Origin of the sequence: Neopararhizobium haloflavum (genome assembly GCF_002750855.1) — a bacterium.
GTDB lineage: Bacteria > Pseudomonadota > Alphaproteobacteria > Rhizobiales > Rhizobiaceae > Georhizobium > Georhizobium haloflavum.
Genome location: NZ_NWUC01000005.1, coordinates 130,147 through 149,914 on the forward strand (window position 1 = coordinate 130,147; position 19,768 = coordinate 149,914).

Below are 19,768 nucleotides of genomic sequence, written 5' to 3' on the forward strand. Positions count from 1 at the left end.
GCTCCGTCAGTATGATGCGCGTTTCGATCGCATCGAAAGACGGATTGATCTGCGCGAGCTGGCCGAACCTCAATGCCCATTCGATCCACCGGCCGGCTCATAAGTCCGTTCTCAGCTCCCACAGTTCGGGAAAGAACGAGCGGTCGAGCGCCGTCTTGAGATAGGCGACGCCGGAAGAACCGCCCGTTCCGGTCTTCAGCCCGATGATGCGCTGTACGGTCTTCATATGCCGAAACCGCCATTGCTGAAACCTGTCCTCGACATCGACCAGCTTCTCGGCCAGTTCGTAAAGTTCGAAATGGCGGTGCGTGTCGCGATAGACCGAGAGCCACGCCGTCTTCAATCCTTCGTGGAACCGATGCGGACGCGTCACGTCCCGGCTCAGAAGTTCCGGCGGCACATCGATTCCATGGCGCGCCAGCAGCGCGATTGCCTCATCGTAGATGCTCGGTGCATGAAAGACGCTCAGCAGCGCGCCATGGTGCGCGGCGTCGTGACGATGCGGCGCAAGCATGCGCTCGTCCTTGGCACCCAGCATCATCTCCATCATACGGTACTGGTGCGATTGAAAGCCCGAGGACTGGCCGAGCGCGGCGCGAAAGGTGAGGTAATCCGACGGCGTCATGGTGGACAGCACGTCCCACGCCGAAATCAGCTGCTCCTGTATGCGCGCGATCCGTGCCAGCGCCTTGAAGGCGACGCCCGGCTTGTCGGCTCTCAGCGCATCCATCGCAAAGCGCAACTCGTGCAGGATCAGGCTGATCCAGAGCTCCTGCACATGATGGATGACGATGAACAGCGGTTCGTCCGGTTGATCGGTCAGCGGCTTTTGCGCCGACAGCAAGGTGTCGATCCGCAGGTAGTCGCCATAGGACATGCGCCCTTGGAAATCGACGCTCATGCCTGCCTCGACGCGGCTGTCCTCATGCTCGCCCATGGCATCCTCCACAATAACGTTGCTCACCCCTATTCTTCCGGGCAAGCCGGCGCAACGCCTCTCGCCATGGCCGGAGAGTTCCGCTAGAAGCGGGCCGTACCCTTCGACGCGAACCGGAAATGAGACGATGAAATCCGCCGTCCTCCTTCTCCCCGGCCTGAACCGCGACCGCGACATGATCGCCGCGCTGACCAAGATTGCCGGCACGCCGCCGCTGACCGTCTGGCAGACCGAGACCGAGATCCCTGCCGATACCGATCTCATCGTCATTCCAGGCGGTTTTTCCTATGGCGACTATCTGCGCTGCGGGGCGATCGCCGCACGCATGCCGGTGATGCAGGCGGTGCGCGACGCCGCCGGGCGCGGCACCCGCGTGATCGGCGTTTGCAACGGTTTTCAGATATTGCTGGAAGCCGGGCTTCTGCCGGGTGCACTGATGCGCAACGCCTCGCTCAAATTTGTCTGCCGCGAAGTCAAGCTGCAGGTCGTCAATGCGCAAACCGCCTTCACCCGTGCCTACGCGAAGGATCAGGTCATCCGCTGCCCAGTCGCGCATCACGATGGCAATTATTTCGCGGAGGTCGATACGCTGAAACGCATCGAGGACAACCGCCAGGTCGTATTCCGCTATGCCGAGGGCACCAACCCGAACGGCTCGCTCAATGACATCGCCGGCATCGTCAACGAGGCCGGCAACGTGCTCGGCCTGATGCCGCACCCTGAAAACCTGATCGAAGCCGCTCACGGCGGCGTCGATGGTCGCGCCCTTTTCGAATCGGCGCTCGATACGGTCGCGGCATGATCGCAGCGCTTCGCCCGGCCTTCATCCTTGCAGCAGGCCTCTTGTCTGCCTGTCAGTCCGGCCCGGCCGTCGACCCGGCACCCGCGGCATCCGGCAAGAGCGCCGCGCTGCGCACGATGGAGCAGGTCGCCATCCCCGCCCATCGTTGCTGGTTCGCCAGCGGCGATCCTGCCTTCGCAAGCTTCAGCTTCGCCAATGAGCTGAACTCATTTTCCGGCCGGCCGCGGTTCCTGCTCGTACCCGAGAACGATTTTGGAGGCCGACCTCTGCTCGTCGTCGAGGCCAAGGGCGAAGCCGGCGCCATCGATCTGTTCGGGCCGCTGCTCGATCAGCCGGTGGGACCCCGAGTGAGAGCCGACATCGCCCGCTGGGCCAGCGGCTCACAAAGTTGCGGTGCGCAGGCCTGAGCCCATCGCCGAGGAAAAATCGAGTATCGAAGAACCGATGACCATAAAGAACAGCATCGAAATCACCCCGGATTTGATCGAGGCGCACGGCCTCAAGCCCGACGAATACCAGCGCATATTGAATCTCATCGGCCGCGAGCCCTCCTTCACGGAGCTCGGCATCTTCTCGGCCATGTGGAACGAGCACTGCTCCTACAAGAGCTCCAAGAAATGGCTGCGCACCCTGCCCACCACCGGTCCGCAGGTCATTCAGGGCCCCGGCGAGAACGCCGGCGTGGTCGACATCGGTGACGGCGACTGCGTCGTCTTCAAGATGGAAAGCCACAATCACCCCTCCTACATCGAGCCCTATCAGGGCGCGGCGACGGGGGTTGGCGGCATACTGCGTGACGTCTTCACCATGGGCGCGCGGCCGATTGCGGCCATGAACGCACTGCGCTTCGGCGAGCCCGATCACGCCAAGACCCGTCATCTCGTCGCCGGCGTGGTGGCTGGTGTCGGCGGCTACGGCAATTCGTTCGGTGTGCCCACGGTCGGCGGCGAAGTCGAGTTCGACGCGCGCTACAACGGCAACTGCCTCGTCAATGCCTTCGCGGCCGGTCTCGCCAGGACCGACGCGATCTTCTATTCGAAGGCCGAAGGCGTTGGCCTTCCCGTGGTCTATCTCGGCGCCAAGACCGGCCGCGACGGCGTTGGCGGCGCGACGATGGCGTCCGCCGAATTCGATGCGGACATCGAGGAAAAGCGTCCCACGGTCCAGGTCGGCGACCCCTTCACCGAGAAGTGCCTGTTGGAAGCCTGCCTCGAACTCATGCAGACCGGCGCGGTCATCGCCATCCAGGACATGGGCGCGGCCGGACTGACCTGCTCGGCCGTCGAGATGGGCGCAAAGGGCGACCTTGGCATAGAGCTCGATCTCGACAAGGTGCCTGTGCGCGAAGAGCGCATGAGTGCCTATGAGATGATGCTGTCCGAGAGCCAGGAGCGCATGCTCATGGTGCTCCGGCCGGAGAAGGAAGAGGAAGCCGAAGCGATCTTCCGCAAATGGGGCCTCGACTTTGCGATCGTCGGCAAGACGACGGACGATCTCAGGTTCCGCGTCCTGCACCAGGGCGAGGAGGTCGCCGATCTGCCGATCAAGGAACTGGGCGACGAAGCGCCGGAGTATGATCGTCCATGGCGCGAGCCGGGCCTCTATTCACCGCTCGCCGCCAGCCAGATCGCGGAACCGGAGAATTACGCGGAGGCGCTTCTCGGCCTCGTCGGATCGCCCAATCACGCCTCGCGCCGGTGGGTCTGGGAGCAGTACGACACGCTGATCCAGGGAAACTCCCTGCAACTGCCCGGCGGTGACGCAGGTGTGGTGCGCGTCGAGGGCCATCCCAGCAAGGCGCTCGCCTTCTCGTCGGACGTCACGCCGCGCTATTGCGAGGCCGACGCCTATCAGGGGGGCAAGCAGGCGGTCGCCGAATGCTGGCGCAATCTGACGGCCGTCGGCGCCGAGCCGCTGGCTGCCACCGACAACCTCAATTTCGGCAATCCCGAGCGCCCGGAAATCATGGGTCAGTTCGTCAAGGCGGTCGAAGGCATCGGCGAAGCGTGCCGCGTCCTCGGCTTCCCCATCGTGTCGGGCAATGTCTCGCTCTACAACGAGACCAACGGCGAAGCGATCCTGCCGACCCCGACGATCGCCGGTGTCGGCCTGATCCCCGATTGGCAGATGACGGCCCGCGTCGGTGGGGCGAATGACGGTGACGCCGTCATCCTGCTTGGCGGCGACGGCACCCATCTCGGCCAGTCCGCCTATCTTCGCGACATCCTCGGTCAGGCTGATGGCCCGCCGCCCGAGGTCGATCTCGCCATAGAGAAGCGCAATGGCGATTTTGTTCGCTCGGCGATCCGCAACGGGCAGGTGACCAGCTGTCATGACATTTCCTCCGGCGGCCTCGCCCTCGCCCTCGCCGAGATGGCACTGGCCAGCGGCAAGGGCATGACGCTCTCTCTTGCCGATGCCGTCGCCTCGGGCCACGCACCGCACGCCTTGTTGTTCGGCGAGGATCAGGCGCGCTACATCGTGACCGTCTCCTCGGAGCTTGCCAATTTCCTCTGCATGAACGCCGAAGGCGCCGGCCTGCCGTTCCGCCGTCTTGGTCACGTCGGCGGTTCGATGTTGGAAATCGACGACACAATCGCCATTTCACTGGACAGGCTGCGCGATGCGCACGAAGGCTGGTTTCCGAACTACATGGATGCGCCGGTCACATCCGCGACAGACGCCGCCTGACCATGCCCGCGATGAATATAGGAGATGCCTCATGCCGATGAGCGCAGGTGACATCGAACGACTGATCAAGGATGCGATCCCCGACGCGAAGGTGACGATCCGCGACCTTGCCGGCGACAATGACCACTATGCCGCCGAGGTCGTCTCCGAAAGCTTCCGCGGCAAGAACCGCGTGCAGCAGCACCAGATGGTCTATCAGGCCCTCAAGGGAAACATGGGCGGCGTCCTCCACGCCCTCGCGCTGCAGACCAGCGCCCCGGACTGACGCATCGCCAGATCAGCGAACTGTATCGGCCGCCCGGTCAGTTGACCGGGCCGGTCTTGCGGCTGGGCGGAAGGTCATCGTCGCCTTCCAGCGCGCCCGATCGCATGATCATTACAGTGACGAACCAGAGCGCGACGCCGATGACGAGCAATACGCCCGCAATCGCATACTGAATGGGATCGCGCCCGGTCCAGGGGCCGACCAGGAACGCGCAGGTCAGCGCCCCGAGAACCGGCATGCCCATCGGCGACTTGAAGTGCTCGTGGTCGACCGTGTCCCGCCGCAGCACCAGAACGGCGATGTTAACGATCGTGAAAACGCCGAGCAGCAGGAGGGCCGTCGTTCCTCCGAGATCGGGAACAGCACCGACGAAGGTGATCAGCCCGACTGCCAGGAGCGTGGTGAAGACGATGGCGGTATAGGGCGTGCGGCGCGCGCGATGGACCTTGCCGAAAAGCCGCGGCAGGACGCCTTCGCGGCTCATGCCGTAAACCAGCCGGCTCGCCATGAGCATGTTGATGAGCGCGGAATTGGCGACGGCGAACATGGTGATGAGGCCGAAGACGCTCAAGGGAAACCACGGCGCCCCTGCTTCGACCACCTTGAGGAGCGGCGTATCGCCCTCGCCGAGCTCTTCGGCCGGCACCAGGGTGATCGCCGAGATCGACACCAGGACATAGATGACGCCGGTCAGCAGCAGGCCGATCAGCAGGACCTTCGGGAAGATGCGCGAAGGGTCCTCGGTCTCCTCCGCCATGTTGACCGAATCCTCGAAGCCCACCATCGCGAAGAAGGCGAGCGTTGTCGCCGCGATGACCGACCAGAACATGCCGCGCTCGCCGGACGGCTCGAAGGTGAAGGCGCGCGAGACGTCACCCTGCCCGCCGGCAATAGCCCAGAAGCCGATCATGATGATGATCAGGAGCCCGGTCAGTTCGACACAGGTCAGGACGACGTTGGCTTTGACGCTCTCGCCAACGCCGCGAAAATTGATGATCGCGACGAGCGCCATGAAACCGAGCGCGATCAACGTGATGCCGAACCCCTCGATGCCGAGGCCGAAGCCTTCCGACATGTTCGATGCAAAGGCCCGCGCCGCCGTCGACGCCGACGTAATGCCGGAACTCATGACGGCGAAGGCGACGAGGAACGTCACGAAGTGAACGCCGAACGCCTTGTGGGTGTAGAGCGCCGCACCGGCGGCCTTGGGATATTTGGTGACGAGTTCGAGATAGCTGAACGCGGTGATGAGCGCGACGGCGAAGGCAACGAGGAATGGCAGCCAGACCACCCCGCCGACTTCCGCGGCCACCTCGCCGGTCAGCGCATAGATGCCGGTGCCCAGAACGTCGCCGACGATGAAAAGAAGAAGAAGCCCCGGCCCCATGACCCGATGGAGACTGGGCTCCAGCTCCTTGGCAGCCTCACCCGAACCGGCAGCAACGTCGCTCATCGTCCGCTCCATTCTAATATGTTGATGTAGAATGCTTTCGTGCGGCGGCGGTTCCCGTTCAACCGCGCCGTATCGCGACGGCAGTGGGGGGCTGAGTCTCGACACGGCCCGTCCGATCCCTTATCTAGGGAACAGATTTTTCATTCAGATTGCCCGCCCGAGCGGGCCGAAAGGTATGCCAATGTCCGCCATCGCAGACTTCATCGATAATGAAGTGAAGAGCAACGACGTCGTGGTCTTCATGAAGGGCACGCCGCAGTTTCCGCAATGCGGCTTTTCCGGTCAGGTCGTCCAGATTCTCGACTACATCGGGGTCGACTACAAGGGCGTCAACGTGCTTGCCGACGACGATCTGCGCCAGGGCATCAAGGATTACTCCAACTGGCCGACCATTCCCCAACTCTATGTCAAAGGGGAATTTGTCGGCGGCTGCGACATCATCCGCGAAATGTTCCAGAGCCAGGAATTGCAGGCGCATCTGGCCGAACAGGGCATCGCCGTGCGCGGCGCCGCCTGATCAGCCGGACCCCTGCTGAATGATCAAGCCCGCCGGCCCCTCCGGCGGGCTTTTTGTTTCCATAAGCGTCGGTGATGGCGTCATTCGCACAATTGTGATGTCCGTACCGATTGCGGGGTTGCCCGCAGCGTGGTCGAAGCTAGCTTCTCGTCCAAGCGCACGGCCGTATTCGGTCGAGGGCACGAGCACCCCGCCGATCGCCCGCGCCAGCATGATAGGGTTTCCATGAGCACCATGACGTCCCGCCCCGGCACGCCGGCGGCCGATCTTCCGCCCGAGCGTCGCATGGCGCCGCTTGGGCGCCACGAATTCATCGCTTTCGTGGCAGCGCTCATGGCTCTCAACGCCATGTCGATCGACATCATGCTCCCCGGCCTTCAACAGATTGGTGAAAGCCTCGGCGTGGCCGACGAGAACAGCCGGCAATTGGTCCTGTCCGCGTATGTACTCGGCTTCGGGGTCGCGCAGCTCTTCTTCGGACCGCTGGCCGATCGGTTCGGCCGGCGCAAGCCCCTGCTTGCCGGATTGGCGATCTACGTGATTTGCGCCGCCCTCGCGGCATTCGCGCCGTCTTTCGGCCTGCTTCTGGCGCTTCGCTTCACGCAAGGCATTGGCGCCGCCGCGACGCGGGTGATAGCCGTCACGCTGGTGCGCGACATCTATGGCGGCCGGCAGATGGCCGAGATCATGTCCATGGTCATGATGGTGTTCATGGTCGTTCCGGTGATCGCACCGGGCATGGGGCAGATCATCATGATCTTCGGCGAATGGCACATGATCTTCGTCGCCATCGCGCTTTTCGGTCTCGCCGTCATTGCCTGGGCCGTGCCGCGCCTGCCCGAAACGCTCGACCCCGACTACCGTCGCGAGCTCAGCCTGTTGCGCATTGTCGAAGGCTTCAAGATCGTCCTGACGAACCGGACTGCCGTCGGCTACGCATTCGCCACCGCGTCGATCTTCGGCGCGCTCTTCGGCTTCCTCAATTCCGCGCAGCAGATCTATGTCGAGATCTACGGTCTCGGCGTCTGGTTCCCGGCGGTCTTCGCCTTCGTCGCGCTCTTCATGGCGCTTTCGTCGTTCCTGAACTCGCGTCTCGTCGGGCGCTTCGGCATGCGCCGCCTGTCGCACACCGCCCTTCTCGGTTTCATCGCGGTATGCGGCCTCTGGCTGCTCGTTTCCCTCGCCGGAACCTTGCCGCTATGGCTGTTCCTGACCTTCTTCGTCGCAGCGATGTTCCAGTTCGGCTGGATCGGCGCAAACTTCAACGCCCTGGCAATGGAGCCGCTCGGTCACGTCGCGGGAACCGCATCGTCGGTTCTCGGATTCCTGCAGACCGCTGGCGGCGGGATCATCGGCGCAATGATCGGCCAGCTCTACAACGGCACGGCAGTGCCGATGATCGCCGGATTCTTCACCGTCTCGGTCCTGTCGCTCGCCCTTGTTCTGTTCGCCGAGGGTGGCCGGTTGTTCGCCAAGTCCTATTGATCGACGCCCGGCTTCGCCGCCGCCACGATCGAGGCAAAATCGAATAGTCCGGTATCCAGCAGGTGCGACGGCCGGGTGTTGGCGAGGGCACGCAGCATCGTGTCCTTGCGCCCCGGCATGCGCCGCTCGATATCGGCCAGCATCGCCTTCATCTGGTTGCGCTGCAATCCATCCTGCGAACCGCAAAGATCACAAGGGATGATGGGAAACCCCATGCCGGCCGAAAATTTCTCCAGATCGGCCTCCGCGCAATAGGCCAGTGGCCGCAGCACGAGAAGATCACCGTCGTCGTTGAGCAGTTTCGGTGGCATTGCTGCCAGTCGCCCACCGTGAAAGAGGTTCAGGAAGAACGTCTCGAGGATATCTTCCCGGTGATGGCCGAGAACCAGCGCGCCGCAGCCCTCCTCCCGCGCGATCCGGTAGAGATTGCCCCGGCGAAGCCGCGAGCAGAGCGCGCAATAGGTCCGGTTCTCCGGCACCTTCTCGGTCACAACCGAATAGGTGTCGCGGTACTCGATGCGATGCGGCACTGCGTTGGCCGTCAGAAAATCGGGCAGGATATGCTTGGGGAAATTCGGCTGTCCCTGATCGAGATTGCACGCGAGGATGTCGACCTCAAGCAGGCCACGCCATTGAAGCTCGAGAAGCAGCGCCAGGAGTGCATAGGAATCCTTGCCGCCGGAAACGCCGACTAGCCAACGCGCCGGAACCGCGGCGCCGCGGGTCATGGCGAAATCGTCAATCGCCTGGCGAACCTGGCGCAATAGCCGCTTGCGAAGTTTGTTGAACGAGACACCTCCCGGCGCCCCGCGCATGATCGGCGGCACCTCGGCCGACAACCCGTCCATGTCGGGGCGGATCGTCAACCCCGCCTCTTGTGCATTGCCGCGCCGTCGTCCCGCGCGAAATACGAGAAAAGGGCGACCATGAAGAAGACCGGAATGCCAAGCTCCAGGACTTCTTCCGCCGCAAGCGACACCACCTCGACATTGGCGCCCACCTCGATGCCGAACCCTGAGAGCTTGCGCCCGATACCGTCAAGCGCCTTGGCCGTCACTGCGCAGGCGCCAGCCAGCATGATTGCAATCGCGGTCGCGTCGAATTCGCGCAGGTTCTGCAGAAACGCGCGCGCGTGCCTGCGCACCATCTGCACCACCGCAAGGAGCAGCACGAGGAGAATCGAGATCACGACGATTTTCTCGATCAGCGGAACCTCGCCGGAAACGTAGAAGCTCGACTTGGTGATGCTGATCGTCGTGAAATGGACATGGAAATCCATTTCCCGCAGGCACATGGCGAGCGGCAACAGCACGAGATGGAAATGTTCCTTGAGGAAACCGAGATCGGCCTCGCGAAACAGCGAAATGACCGTCACGATATAGCCGGCCGCCGACACCGTTTCGATCGGCCCGCCCTCGCTTAGAAGGAAACGCGCGAAAGGCTCGGAGGCAACGAGTGTCGCGCCGAGCAGGATGGCGATCAGCGCCAGACACGCCGTCATGACCTTGTAATAGTGGCGGTCTACGCTCGAATGTGCGGATATCGGTACCATGAGGCCTATCGTATCGTGCGGTCGCTTCCGTAAAGGCGCGCGGTATAAGATCGCAAAACGGATCGGCGATCAAATCGGGATATCGAATCGCCTCCGCGCCGCCGGACGATGCATGACGAATGGACAAACGAAAAGGCCGCGCATACGCGCGGCCAGATCTTGTGTCGTCACGCTTTCGCGAGCGCTTAGCGCGAGTAGAACTCGACCACCAGGTTCGGTTCCATCTGCACCGGATAGGGAACGTCGCTGAGACCGGGAACGCGCACGAATGACGCGACCATCTTGTTGTGGTCGGCTTCGAGATAGTCCGGAACGTCGCGCTCTGCGAGCTGCGTCGCCTCGATGACGGCAACGAGCTGCTTGGACTTCTCGCGCACTTCGATGACGTCGCCCGGCTTGCAGCGATAGGACGGGATGTTCGTGCGAACGCCGTTGACGCTGACATGGCCGTGATTGACGAACTGGCGCGCGGCGAAGACCGTCGGCACGAACTTCGCGCGGTAGACGATAGCGTCCAGACGCGACTCCAAAAGACCGATCAGGTTTTCCGAGGTGTCACCCTTGCGGCGGTTTGCCTCTTCATAGGTCTTGCGGAACTGCTTCTCGCGGATTTCGCCATAATAGCCCTTGAGCTTCTGCTTGGCGCGCAGCTGCACGCCGAAGTCCGAAAGCTTGCCCTTGCGGCGCTGGCCGTGCTGGCCGGGGCCGTATTCGCGGCGGTTCACCGGGGACTTCGGACGACCCCAGATGTTCTCGCCCATGCGGCGGTCGATCTTGTACTTGGACGATTCGCGCTTGCTCATCGCATTTCCTTTCAAAACAAAAACGTGACCCTGCTCTTCAGCAGGGCCGGAAGGAAACGCGCCCTCCTCTGCGATTCAGCCCGAAAGCTGGACGCTGACAGGACCAAGGCACAGCCATGCCGGTCCACGGGACACGTCAAATGAAACGCCCGACGAAATCCGCCGGGCGTTGCGCGGCTGATTAGGCCAAGCCGGTGCATTTGTCAACGCAAAGAGAATTTTCAGGCGGCCGGCACGCGCCCGTGGTAGAATGCCGGCTCAACGACGGCGCGGTGCACTGGCCATGGTGATCGTCCTGATCTCTGCCATACCGGCTTTTATGCGCGGCGGTGCGACCAGCATCCCGGCGCCGGCCCCTGCCCGTCCGCGCTGCCTCATGGCGGCGCCGAAGCCGCTTGCGACCCATGATGCACACCACACGCGATGGAGGGACGACGATGGATAGGCCGACGAGTGCTGTGACTCCAATCACCATCAAGCAGGCAATCGAGGCGAGCGACGGCGGCGCATTGACCGGCTTTTACACCGATGATGCCGTTCTCACCATCATCGATCGCAACAATCCGCCGAGCCGGCCGCGCAGGATGCACGGTCGCGAGGCGATCGGATCGTTCTGGCAGGACGTGTGCAGCAGACAGATGACGCATCACGTCCATTCCAGCGTCGCCGAGGGCGATCATCTCACCTTCACCGAAGACTGCGCCTATCCGGATGGCACCAAGGTGGTATCGATGGCCGCATTGGATCTGAAGGATGGAAAGATTGCGCGCCAGACCATCGTCCAGGCATGGGACGAATAACGCCCATTCCGCGGCCGCCTATTTTTTCGCGATGACCCAGACCGCATGCACGATGCCGGGAATGTAGCCGAGCAGCGTCAGGATGATGTTGATCCAGAAATGCTTGCCCAGCCCGACCTGCATGAGAACCCCGAGCGGCGGCAGGATGATGGCGATGATGAAGCGGACGAGGTCCATAAGAAACTCCTTATCGATTGAAGCCAGAACGGGTCAGCCCTCCAAGGGTTCCATGGCAACGCGCTCTTCGATCGGCACCGCAAGGCCGAAGCCCTTCATGAGCCGGATGATGGACTTGCCCGGCGCACCCGAGGTGAACAGCGCGATGTCGGCGCCCTCCCCGCCTCCGGCGTTGTCATCGACCACCGGCAGGATCGAGAGCGCCCGCCGCGCGATCGCCTCGGCCGGATCCAGCCAGTCGACAGGCCATGGCGCGGTCTTGCGCATGCGGTTGACCAGGAACGGATAGTGCGTGCAGGCAAGCACCACGATATCTGTGCGCTTGCCAGCCTGCTCGACGAAGCATGGCGCGATCTCCGCCTTGACGGCGTCCTCTTCCACAAAGCCCTCGCGCATATAGGTTTCGGCAAGCCCGGCAAGTTCGGTACTGCCGACAAGGCGCACATGGCATTTTGTCGCCCATTGGGCGATAAGGTCCCGCGTATATTGCCGCTTGACCGTGCCGGGCGTGGCCAGCACCGAGACGAGGCCCGAGCGCGTGCGCTCTGCCGCCGGCTTGATCGCCGGCACCGTGCCGACGAACGGCGTGTCGGGATAGGCCTTGCGAAGCGCTGCAAGGCCGAGCGTCGATGCCGTGTTGCAGGCGATGACGACGATTTCGGGCCGATGCTTCGCGAGCAGCTGGCCGAAAAGCGCGACCATCCGCGCGGTCAGTTCCGCTTCTTCCCACGCCCCATAGGGAAAGCCGGCATCGTCCGCGACATAGAGAAAGGTGCGATCCGGCATCAGCACGCGCATCTCGCGCAGCACCGTCAGTCCGCCGACCCCGGAATCGAAAACGAGCAGAGGCGCGCGGTCAGCCTTCACGCCGCTCGTCCTTCAAAGGCTGGCTTGCGCCTGCATCCGGCGATCCGCTGCCGCGCGGCATCGCCCGGCTGAAGCGATCGAGCGAATTGATCACACCACGCAGAACGTGGATCTCTTCGCTGTGAAGATCCCGCCGGCTGAAGAGTGCGCGCAGATTGTCGACCATCTTCGGTTTCTTGTCTTGCGGCCGGAAATAGCCCCGCGCGTCGAGCGCCTCTTCAAGATGGTCGAACAGCCCGAAAATTTCTGCCTTCGTCGCCGGCCGCATGTCATTGTGCGAAAACGCCGTGTCGTTGAGGTCCGCAAGGCCCGAATTCATCCATTCATAGGACATCAGCAGGACGGCCTGCGCAATGTTCAACGACGCAAAGGCCGGATTGACGGGGAAGGTGACGATCTCGTCGGCGAGCCCGACCTCGTGGTTCTTCAGGCCCCATCGCTCGCGACCGAAAAGGATGCCGGCCTTCTCTCCCGCCCGGAATTTCGCCCTTAGCGTCCGCCCCGCCTCGACGGGCCCGGCAACCGGCTTGAACCCGTCGCGCTCGCGCGCCGTCGTCGCATAGACGAAATTCAGATCGGCGATCGCTGCCTCCAGCGTATCGAAGACCTGTGCGGCGTCGATCACGTGATCGGCCTTGGACGCTGCCTGCCGCGCCTTCTCGCTCGGCCAGCCGTCGCGCGGATTGACGAGCCTGAGCTCGGCCAGTCCGAAATTCGCCATCGCGCGCGCCACCATGCCGATGTTCTCGCCAAGCTGCGGCTCGACGAGAACGATCGCCGGTCCTTCCGCGATCAGGTCGCGCTTTCTGTCCGTACCCGCCATGCTCGCTCCTTGTTTGGTCGGCTCATACACCGCAACGCTGGGTCCGCAAAGTCTGCCCTTTTCGACAGTCGCGAATTCACCTGATATCCACCCGCCCCGGCTTTGCCATCCCGATCACCGGTGCTATAGGACCGGCCAGTTCATCCAGCCCATCCCGTCATATGAGAAAGAGAGGCTTTTCCTTCATGGCAAAGATCAAGGTCGCAAACCCGGTCGTCGAGCTCGACGGCGACGAGATGACCCGCATCATCTGGCAGTTCATCAAGGACAAGCTGATCCATCCCTATCTCGATATCGATCTGGAATATTACGATCTCGGCATGGAAAGCCGTGACGCCACGGACGATCAGATCACCATCGATGCCGCCAATGCGATCAAGAAGCACGGCGTCGGCGTCAAATGCGCGACGATCACGCCCGACGAGGGCCGCGTCGAGGAATTCGGCCTGAAGAAGATGTGGCGCTCGCCGAACGGCACCATCCGCAACATCCTCGGCGGCGTCATTTTCCGCGAGCCGATCATCTGCAAGAACGTCCCGCGCCTCGTGCCCGGCTGGACCCAGCCGATCATCGTCGGCCGTCACGCGTTCGGCGATCAGTACCGCGCCACCGATTTCAAGTTTCCCGGCAAGGGCAAGCTTTTCATGAAGTTTGTCGGCGAGGACGGCAAGGAACAGGAATACGAGATTTTCGACGCGCCATCTTCGGGCGTCGCCATGGGCATGTACAATCTGGACGATTCCATCCGCGATTTTGCCCGTGCGTCCCTGAACTACGGCCTGCAGCGCAAGGTGCCGGTCTACCTGTCGACCAAGAACACGATCCTCAAGGTCTATGATGGCCGCTTCAAGGACATCTTCCAGGAGGTCTACGAAAGCGAGTTCGAGGCGAAGTTCAAGGAAGCCAAGATCTGGTACGAGCATCGCCTCATCGACGACATGGTCGCGGCGAGCCTCAAATGGTCGGGCGGCTATGTCTGGGCCTGCAAGAACTATGACGGCGACGTGCAGTCCGACACGGTGGCCCAGGGCTTCGGCTCGCTCGGCCTGATGACGTCCGTTCTGCTGACGCCGGATGGCAAGACCGTCGAGGCCGAAGCGGCGCACGGCACGGTGACCCGTCACTATCGCCAGCATCAGAAGGGCGAGGAGACCTCGACCAACTCGATCGCGTCGATCTTCGCCTGGACGCGTGGCCTCGCCCACCGCGCCAAGCTCGACGACAATGCCGAACTGGCCAAGTTCGCCCAGACGCTGGAAACCGTCTGCATCCAGACTGTCGAGAGCGGCCACATGACGAAGGACCTCGCCCTTCTCATCGGCCCCGATCAGCCGTGGCTCTCCACCACAGGCTTCCTCGACAAGGTCGACGAGAACCTCGCCAAGGCGATGGGTCTCTAGGCAGACCGCGCTTCGCGGCCTGATCTTACGCCCCGCACGTCATTCGGCATGCGGGGCGTTTTTGTTCGTCGCGTCACCGACCGGCGCGGCAGCCGAATGTTCGGGCCGGATCGCCGGCTTGCGACCCTCCAGCGCCGCCCGGCGCTTTTCCCAGTTCTCGCGCGCCAATTGCTGCAGGTCGGCGGTCGTGTCGACCTCGTCGACGATTTCCATCCCGATCAGCGTTTCCACGACATCCTCGATGGTGACGACACCGGCCGTGCCGCCGAATTTGTCCGCAACCAGCGCAATGTGCCGGTCGTGCGTCAGCAGGGTTTCGAAGAGTTCGTCGAGCGAGGTTTCTTCCTGTACGCGCACAAGGTCGCGCCTGAGGTCGGCAAGCGTCACATCATCCCGGTCCTTTACCCCTTCGACCAGGACGTCGTTCTTGAGGACGAAGCCGGTGACGCTGTCGATCGATTCGACGAAGATCGGGATGCGCGAAAACGGCACCTCGTCCAGCTTTGCGATGAAATCGCCGACACGCATCGTCTGATCGAGGGAAAAGACGACGGTGCGCGGCGTCATGATGTCCTCGACCGTGAGGCGGTCGAAGCGGAAGAGATTGGCGACAATCCGTGAATGACTCTTGTCGATGATGCCTTCGCGATGGCCGATGTCGGCCATCGCGACGATCTCGTCGCGGCTGACCTCGTACTGCCCGCCGCCTCGCGCCAGTAGCTTCGTCAGGCCCTGCGACATCTTCACGAGGGGCCACATGGACCATATGAGCATCGGCAGGATCCGGGCCGCCATCGGGGCCAGGCCCTGCCAGTAGGTGGCGCCGAGGGTCTTCGGTATGATCTCCGACAGCACCAGGATGAGCAGCGTCAGGACCGCGGAGAAGACACCGAGCGAGGCATCGCCGAAGACGTTCGCCGCCTGAGCCCCCGCTCCCGCCGCGCCGGCGGTGTGCGCGATCGTGTTTAGGCTCAAGATGGCGGCGAGCGGTCGGTCGACATCGTCCTTCAGCGCCTTGAGCTTCTTGGCGAGCTCCGGCTTCGTCGGCTCCAGGGAGGCCACGTAGGATGGCGTGATCGAAAGCAGCACCGCTTCCAGAATGGAACAGACAAAGGAAAGTCCGATCGCCAGCGCCACGTAGATGATCAACAATGTCATGGTATGCGACGGCCCCCGGATTATTGAATTAGCTCACATGCAAATGCCCGGCAGGACAGTCGGTTCCAAGCCATCTCGCGGGAACGAAAGCAACGCTCTCCAGTTACCCGTGCGTTGGACGGGTACGCTGGGGTAAGAATGGCATCCTGGAAGGTCTCGATCGCGGTCGCGATCATCCTCGTGGTCGCACTGTTCGTGCTGATGCCGAGTGTGGTCCTGGTGATCTTCGCCGGCGTTCTCGTCGGCGCGCTGCTGCACGGCGGCGGCAACTTCATCGCCCGCCCTCTGCATCTGGCGACCGGCTACGGCATCGCCATCCTCGTTCTCCTGGTCATTGCCGCCTTTGCAGCGGTCGGAACGTCGACAGCCAGCGCGATTGCCGATCAGGTCGATGACCTCGTGGCCGAGATTCCGGCCGCGTTCGAGACGCTGCGCGCGCGGATCGAGCACTACGAGTGGGCAAACGACCTGATCGAGCGTGCCAATCCCTCCGGTCTGTTGTCCGGTGAGGGACGCGCTGCGGCGACCACCGCCGTCTCCACCACATTCGGCGCGCTCGGCAATTTGGTCATCATCGTCTTTGTCGGCGTCTATCTGGCGCTTGATCCGGATGTCTATCGTCGAGGCGCCATAAGGCTTTTCGCGCCCTCCATTCGCCCCCGCGCGGCCGACATCATGACCCGATGCGCCCACACCCTGAAGAACTGGCTGGTCGCCCAGTTCATGGCCATGACCATCGTCGGCGTCCTTACGGGCCTTGGCCTGTGGGCGATCGGCATGCCGCTTGCCATCATCCTCGGCCTGATCGCCGGCCTGCTGGCATTCATTCCCAACATCGGTCCGGTTCTCGCGCTCTTGCCAGCGCTGCTTCTGGCTATGGCCGAAGGCGGCGCGATGATGCTCTGGGTTCTGGCGATCTATCTCTCGGTCCAGGCCCTGGAAAGCTACGTCATCACGCCGCTCATCCAGCAGGAAAAGGTGCACCTGCCGCCGGCGCTCGTCATTTCCGTGCAACTGCTGTTCGGCGTCATGTTCGGGCTCATGGGGCTTGCCCTTGCCATGCCGCTCACCGCTCTCGCCATGACGCTGACGCGCGAGCTATACATCAAGGACTATCTGGAGCGATCAGAGCCAGCCGCCGGCGCCCGCCCGGACGTGCCGGGCGAGCAGGCAGGCGTGTTGCCGCACGGCTGATGTCAGGCAGCCAGCGCCTGCGCCACCGCCTCGATCGCGTCTTTCGCCTTCGAACCGTCGGGGCCACCGGCCTGCGCCATATCCGGCCGGCCGCCGCCGCCCTTCCCGCCGAGCGATTGGGATGCCACGCGCACCAGGTCCACGGCGCTCTTGCGGTCCTTGAGGTCGTCGGTCACGGCGACCACGACGCTCGCCTTGCCGTCCTCGGCGACGCCGACGAAGCAGACCACGCCCGACCCGAGCGCCTTCTTGCCGTCGTCGGCAAGACCCTTCAGCGCCTTCGCCTCGACCCCGGTCACCACCTTGCCGAGATATTTGACGCCGTCGATATCGCGCGTGTCGCCATCGCCCGACGCGCCGCCGCCGCCAAAGGCGAGCTTGCGTTTGGCATCGGCCAGTTCCCGCTCGAGCCGGCGCCGCTCCTCGATCAGACCTTCGACGCGCGACAGGACCTCGCCCGGCTGCACCTTCAAGGTGCCGGCCAGCTGGCGCACGCGCTCGTCCTGCTCCGTCAGATAGGCGCGCGCCGCCGCGCCTGTCAGCGCCTCGAGCCGACGCACGCCGGCACTGACACCGGATTCGCCGACAATCCGGATCAGGCCGATATCGCCCGTGGCCGAAACGTGCGTGCCGCCGCAAAGCTCGATCGAATAGGTCCGGCCATGCTTATCGCCCTCGATCCCGGTGCCCATCGATACAACGCGCACCTCATCACCATACTTCTCGCCGAAAAGTGCCATCGCGCCCTCGGCGATCGCGTCGTCCACCGCCATCAGACGCGTGACGACCGGCGCGTTCTGTATGACGATCGCGTTGGCCATCTCCTCCACGCGTGCCATCTCTTCCGGTTCGACCGCTTTGGGATGGGAAATGTCGAACCGCAGGCGATCCGGCGCGACCAGCGATCCCTTCTGCGCCACATGCGTTCCCAGCACCTCGCGCAGCGCCTCGTGCAGGAGATGGGTGGCCGAATGGTTCTGGCGCAGGCCCGACCGGCGCGCGTGGTCGACGTCGAGGACGATCTCGTCACCGACGCGGACGGTTCCTTCATCCACCGCGGCGATGTGGACGAACAATCCGTCGCCCTTCTTCTGGGTATCGGTGATTGAAAGGGCGAACCCCTCGCCGGTGATCCGGCCGGTATCACCCATCTGCCCGCCCGATTCGCCGTAGAACGGCGTCTGGTTGGAAACGAGTTCGACGCGGCTCCCCTTCTCGGCGGCCTCCACCGAGGCGCCGTCGACGACCAGCGCGCGCACGACGCCCTCGGCCTGCTCGGTGTCGTAGCCGAGGAAATCGGTGGCCTCGATGCGATCGCGCAGCTCGAACCAGACCTTCTCGGTCGCCGCCTCGCCCGACCCCGACCAGTTGGCGCGCGCCTCGGCCTTCTGTCGCGCCATCGCGGCGTTGAAGCCGTCCGTGTCGACGCCGACACCGCGAAGGCGCAATGCATCCTCCGTCAGGTCGAGTGGAAAGCCGTAGGTGTCATAGAGTTTGAAGGCCGTCTCTCCATCCAGCCGGTCCCCTTCGCCAAGGCTGGAGGAGGCGTCGTCGAGCAGCGTCAGCCCGCGGTCCAGCGTCTTGCGGAAGCGGCTTTCCTCAAGCTTGAGCGTCTCCGATATCAGCGCTTCGGCGCGCTGAAGCTCCGGATAGGCCCGGCCCATCTGCGAGACGAGCGTTGGCAGCAGCTTCCACATAAGCGGTTCGTCGGCGCCCAAGAGCCGCGCATGGCGCATCGCGCGCCGCATGATCCGGCGAAGGACATAGCCCCTGCCCTCATTGGATGGCAGGACCCCGTCGGCGATCAGGAAGGCAGAGGATCGCAGATGGTCGGCGATCACCCGATGGCTGGCCCGCCGCCCACCTTCGGCCGCAACGCCCGTCGCTTCGACGGAGGCTGCAATCAGCGCGCGGAAAAGATCGATGTCGTAATTGTCATGCACCCCCTGAAGCACGGCGGCGATGCGCTCCAGGCCCATGCCCGTGTCGATCGACGGGCGCGGCAACTCCACACGCTCTTCGGCGCTGAGCTGCTCGAACTGCATGAACACCAGGTTCCAGATCTCGATGAACCGATCGCCGTCTTCCTCGGCAGAGCCGGGTGGGCCACCCCAGATGTCCTCGCCGTGATCGTAGAAGATTTCCGAACAAGGCCCACACGGTCCGGTATCCCCCATCGCCCAGAAATTGTCGCTGGTCGCGATGCGGATGATGCGTTCGTCGGGCAGGCCCGCAATCTTCTTCCAAAGGTCGAATGCGTCGTCGTCGGTATGGTAGACCGTCACCAGCAGCCGGCGGCCGTCGATCCCGAACTCCTTGGTGATCAGGTTCCAGGCCAGCTCGATCGCCCGCTCCTTGAAATAGTCTCCGAAGGAGAAATTCCCGAGCATCTCGAAGAAGGTGTGGTGTCGCGCGGTGTAGCCGACATTGTCCAGGTCGTTGTGCTTGCCGCCGGCGCGCACGCATTTCTGCGAGCTGACGGCGGTCGAATAGGGGCGCGATTCAAGCCCCGTGAACACGTTCTTGAACTGCACCATGCCGGCATTGGTGAACATCAATGTCGGATCGTTGCGCGGGACCAGCGGACTGGACGGCACGATCTCGTGGCCGTTCTTGCCGAAATAGTCCAGAAATGTCGTGCGGATCTCGTTTACGCCGCTCATGGCACGCCCTTTTTTCCCGCACCGCGCCTTCGTTGCGATCACGCCCGTCGGTGCCGGATCAAGCCGGCGGACAACCGGCCATCGTTCAAAAAGCGCGGCGGTAGCAGTTGAATGTCGGGATCGACATTGCCGTGGCCGGCAGCCTGGAACCCCGTCTTTTCCGGCTTTTATCCGGCGCGCC

20 protein-coding genes are annotated in these 19,768 nt (G+C 63.3%); 9 read left to right on the forward strand and 11 right to left on the reverse strand.

The window, feature by feature from the left end; all coding sequences use genetic code 11:
- Positions 1 to 97 precede the first annotated feature (97 nt).
- Entirely contained in the window at positions 98 to 937 is an 840-nt protein-coding gene (gene kynA, locus CN673_RS12375; protein WP_099866620.1) for a tryptophan 2,3-dioxygenase, read from the reverse strand.
- A 127-nt stretch (positions 938 to 1,064) separates the two neighbouring features.
- Here kynA and purQ point away from each other — a divergent pair, with 127 nt between their 5' ends.
- The 4 genes from purQ to CN673_RS12395 are packed head-to-tail and all read left to right on the forward strand — an operon-like array spanning position 1,065 to position 4,695.
- Complete coding sequence (gene purQ, locus CN673_RS12380; protein WP_099866621.1) at positions 1,065 to 1,739, forward strand: phosphoribosylformylglycinamidine synthase subunit PurQ; 675 nt, start codon at positions 1,065 to 1,067, stop codon at positions 1,737 to 1,739.
- Positions 1,736 to 2,146, forward strand: coding sequence for a hypothetical protein (locus CN673_RS12385; RefSeq protein ID WP_099866623.1), 411 nt, complete (start codon positions 1,736 to 1,738; stop codon positions 2,144 to 2,146). The genes purQ and CN673_RS12385 overlap by 4 nt, the downstream gene beginning before the upstream one ends.
- A 37-nt stretch (positions 2,147 to 2,183) precedes the next feature.
- On the forward strand, positions 2,184 to 4,430 hold the full coding sequence (gene purL, locus CN673_RS12390; RefSeq protein WP_099866880.1) for a phosphoribosylformylglycinamidine synthase subunit PurL: 2,247 nt from the start codon (positions 2,184 to 2,186) through the stop codon (positions 4,428 to 4,430).
- A 31-nt stretch (positions 4,431 to 4,461) separates the two neighbouring features.
- On the forward strand, positions 4,462 to 4,695 hold the full coding sequence (locus tag CN673_RS12395; protein ID WP_099866624.1) for a BolA/IbaG family iron-sulfur metabolism protein: 234 nt from the start codon (positions 4,462 to 4,464) through the stop codon (positions 4,693 to 4,695).
- 37 nt (positions 4,696 to 4,732) lie between these two features.
- Here CN673_RS12395 and CN673_RS12400 read toward each other — a convergent pair whose 3' ends face one another.
- On the reverse strand, positions 4,733 to 6,148 hold the full coding sequence (locus tag CN673_RS12400) for an APC family permease (protein WP_099866881.1): 1,416 nt from the start codon (positions 6,146 to 6,148) through the stop codon (positions 4,733 to 4,735).
- Between the two features lie 181 nt (positions 6,149 to 6,329).
- On the opposite strand from CN673_RS12400, the gene grxD reads away from it, so the two are divergent.
- The gene (gene grxD / locus CN673_RS12405) at positions 6,330 to 6,665 is read left to right on the forward strand and encodes a Grx4 family monothiol glutaredoxin (RefSeq protein WP_099866626.1); all 336 of its coding nucleotides are present in this window, start codon (positions 6,330 to 6,332) and stop codon (positions 6,663 to 6,665) included.
- Here the strand turns inward: grxD and CN673_RS12410 are convergent, their stop codons facing one another.
- Complete coding sequence (locus CN673_RS12410; RefSeq protein ID WP_099866627.1) at positions 6,666 to 6,878, reverse strand: hypothetical protein; 213 nt, start codon at positions 6,876 to 6,878, stop codon at positions 6,666 to 6,668.
- Positions 6,879 to 6,899: 21 nt separating this feature from the next.
- On the opposite strand from CN673_RS12410, the gene CN673_RS12415 reads away from it, so the two are divergent.
- Positions 6,900 to 8,150, forward strand: coding sequence for a multidrug effflux MFS transporter (locus CN673_RS12415; protein WP_370853039.1), 1,251 nt, complete (start codon positions 6,900 to 6,902; stop codon positions 8,148 to 8,150).
- Here the strand turns inward: CN673_RS12415 and ttcA are convergent.
- The 3 genes from ttcA to rpsD all read right to left on the reverse strand — a co-directional run bounded on the left by ttcA (position 8,144) and on the right by rpsD (position 10,505).
- Positions 8,144 to 8,998, reverse strand: coding sequence for a tRNA 2-thiocytidine(32) synthetase TtcA (gene ttcA, locus CN673_RS12420; RefSeq protein ID WP_099866882.1), 855 nt, complete (start codon positions 8,996 to 8,998; stop codon positions 8,144 to 8,146). The two genes, CN673_RS12415 and ttcA, sit on opposite strands and share 7 nt — an antisense overlap.
- Positions 8,999 to 9,012: 14 nt before the next feature.
- Entirely contained in the window at positions 9,013 to 9,702 is a 690-nt protein-coding gene (locus tag CN673_RS12425) for a hypothetical protein (RefSeq protein WP_157928890.1), read from the reverse strand.
- A 185-nt stretch (positions 9,703 to 9,887) separates the two neighbouring features.
- A complete protein-coding gene (gene rpsD, locus CN673_RS12430; RefSeq protein ID WP_099866632.1) occupies positions 9,888 to 10,505 on the reverse strand; it encodes a 30S ribosomal protein S4 in 618 nt (205 codons plus the stop codon).
- Between the two features lie 437 nt (positions 10,506 to 10,942).
- Between rpsD and CN673_RS12440 the strand changes: the two genes are divergently transcribed.
- A complete protein-coding gene (locus tag CN673_RS12440; protein WP_099866635.1) occupies positions 10,943 to 11,305 on the forward strand; it encodes a nuclear transport factor 2 family protein in 363 nt (120 codons plus the stop codon).
- Positions 11,306 to 11,323: 18 nt separating this feature from the next.
- Here CN673_RS12440 and CN673_RS12445 read toward each other — a convergent pair whose 3' ends face one another.
- The 3 genes from CN673_RS12445 to CN673_RS12455 are packed head-to-tail and all read right to left on the reverse strand — an operon-like array spanning position 11,324 to position 13,172.
- Positions 11,324 to 11,482, reverse strand: a complete 159-nt coding sequence (locus CN673_RS12445; protein WP_099866636.1) for a YqaE/Pmp3 family membrane protein — start codon at positions 11,480 to 11,482, stop codon at positions 11,324 to 11,326.
- A gap of 33 nt (positions 11,483 to 11,515) precedes the next feature.
- Positions 11,516 to 12,349, reverse strand: coding sequence for a glutamate racemase (gene murI / locus CN673_RS12450; RefSeq protein WP_099866638.1), 834 nt, complete (start codon positions 12,347 to 12,349; stop codon positions 11,516 to 11,518).
- Entirely contained in the window at positions 12,339 to 13,172 is an 834-nt protein-coding gene (locus CN673_RS12455; RefSeq protein ID WP_099866639.1) for an RNA methyltransferase, read from the reverse strand. The genes murI and CN673_RS12455 overlap by 11 nt, the downstream gene beginning before the upstream one ends.
- 185 nt (positions 13,173 to 13,357) lie before the next feature.
- Here CN673_RS12455 and CN673_RS12460 point away from each other — a divergent pair, with 185 nt between their 5' ends.
- Positions 13,358 to 14,572 carry an NADP-dependent isocitrate dehydrogenase gene (locus tag CN673_RS12460; protein WP_099866883.1) on the forward strand — a complete coding sequence of 405 codons (1,215 nt, stop codon included), beginning with the start codon at positions 13,358 to 13,360 and terminating at the stop codon, positions 14,570 to 14,572.
- A gap of 39 nt (positions 14,573 to 14,611) precedes the next feature.
- Here the strand turns inward: CN673_RS12460 and CN673_RS12465 are convergent, their stop codons facing one another.
- Entirely contained in the window at positions 14,612 to 15,730 is a 1,119-nt protein-coding gene (locus CN673_RS12465) for a CNNM domain-containing protein (RefSeq protein WP_099866641.1), read from the reverse strand.
- 138 nt (positions 15,731 to 15,868) lie between these two features.
- On the opposite strand from CN673_RS12465, the gene CN673_RS12470 reads away from it, so the two are divergent.
- Positions 15,869 to 16,924 (forward strand): AI-2E family transporter, encoded by a 1,056-nt coding sequence (locus CN673_RS12470; protein WP_099866643.1) that lies wholly within the window; start codon positions 15,869 to 15,871, stop codon positions 16,922 to 16,924.
- Positions 16,925 to 16,926: 2 nt separating this feature from the next.
- Here CN673_RS12470 and alaS read toward each other — a convergent pair whose 3' ends face one another.
- A complete protein-coding gene (gene alaS / locus CN673_RS12475; protein ID WP_099866644.1) occupies positions 16,927 to 19,587 on the reverse strand; it encodes an alanine--tRNA ligase in 2,661 nt (886 codons plus the stop codon).
- Positions 19,588 to 19,768: the final 181 nt, after the last annotated feature.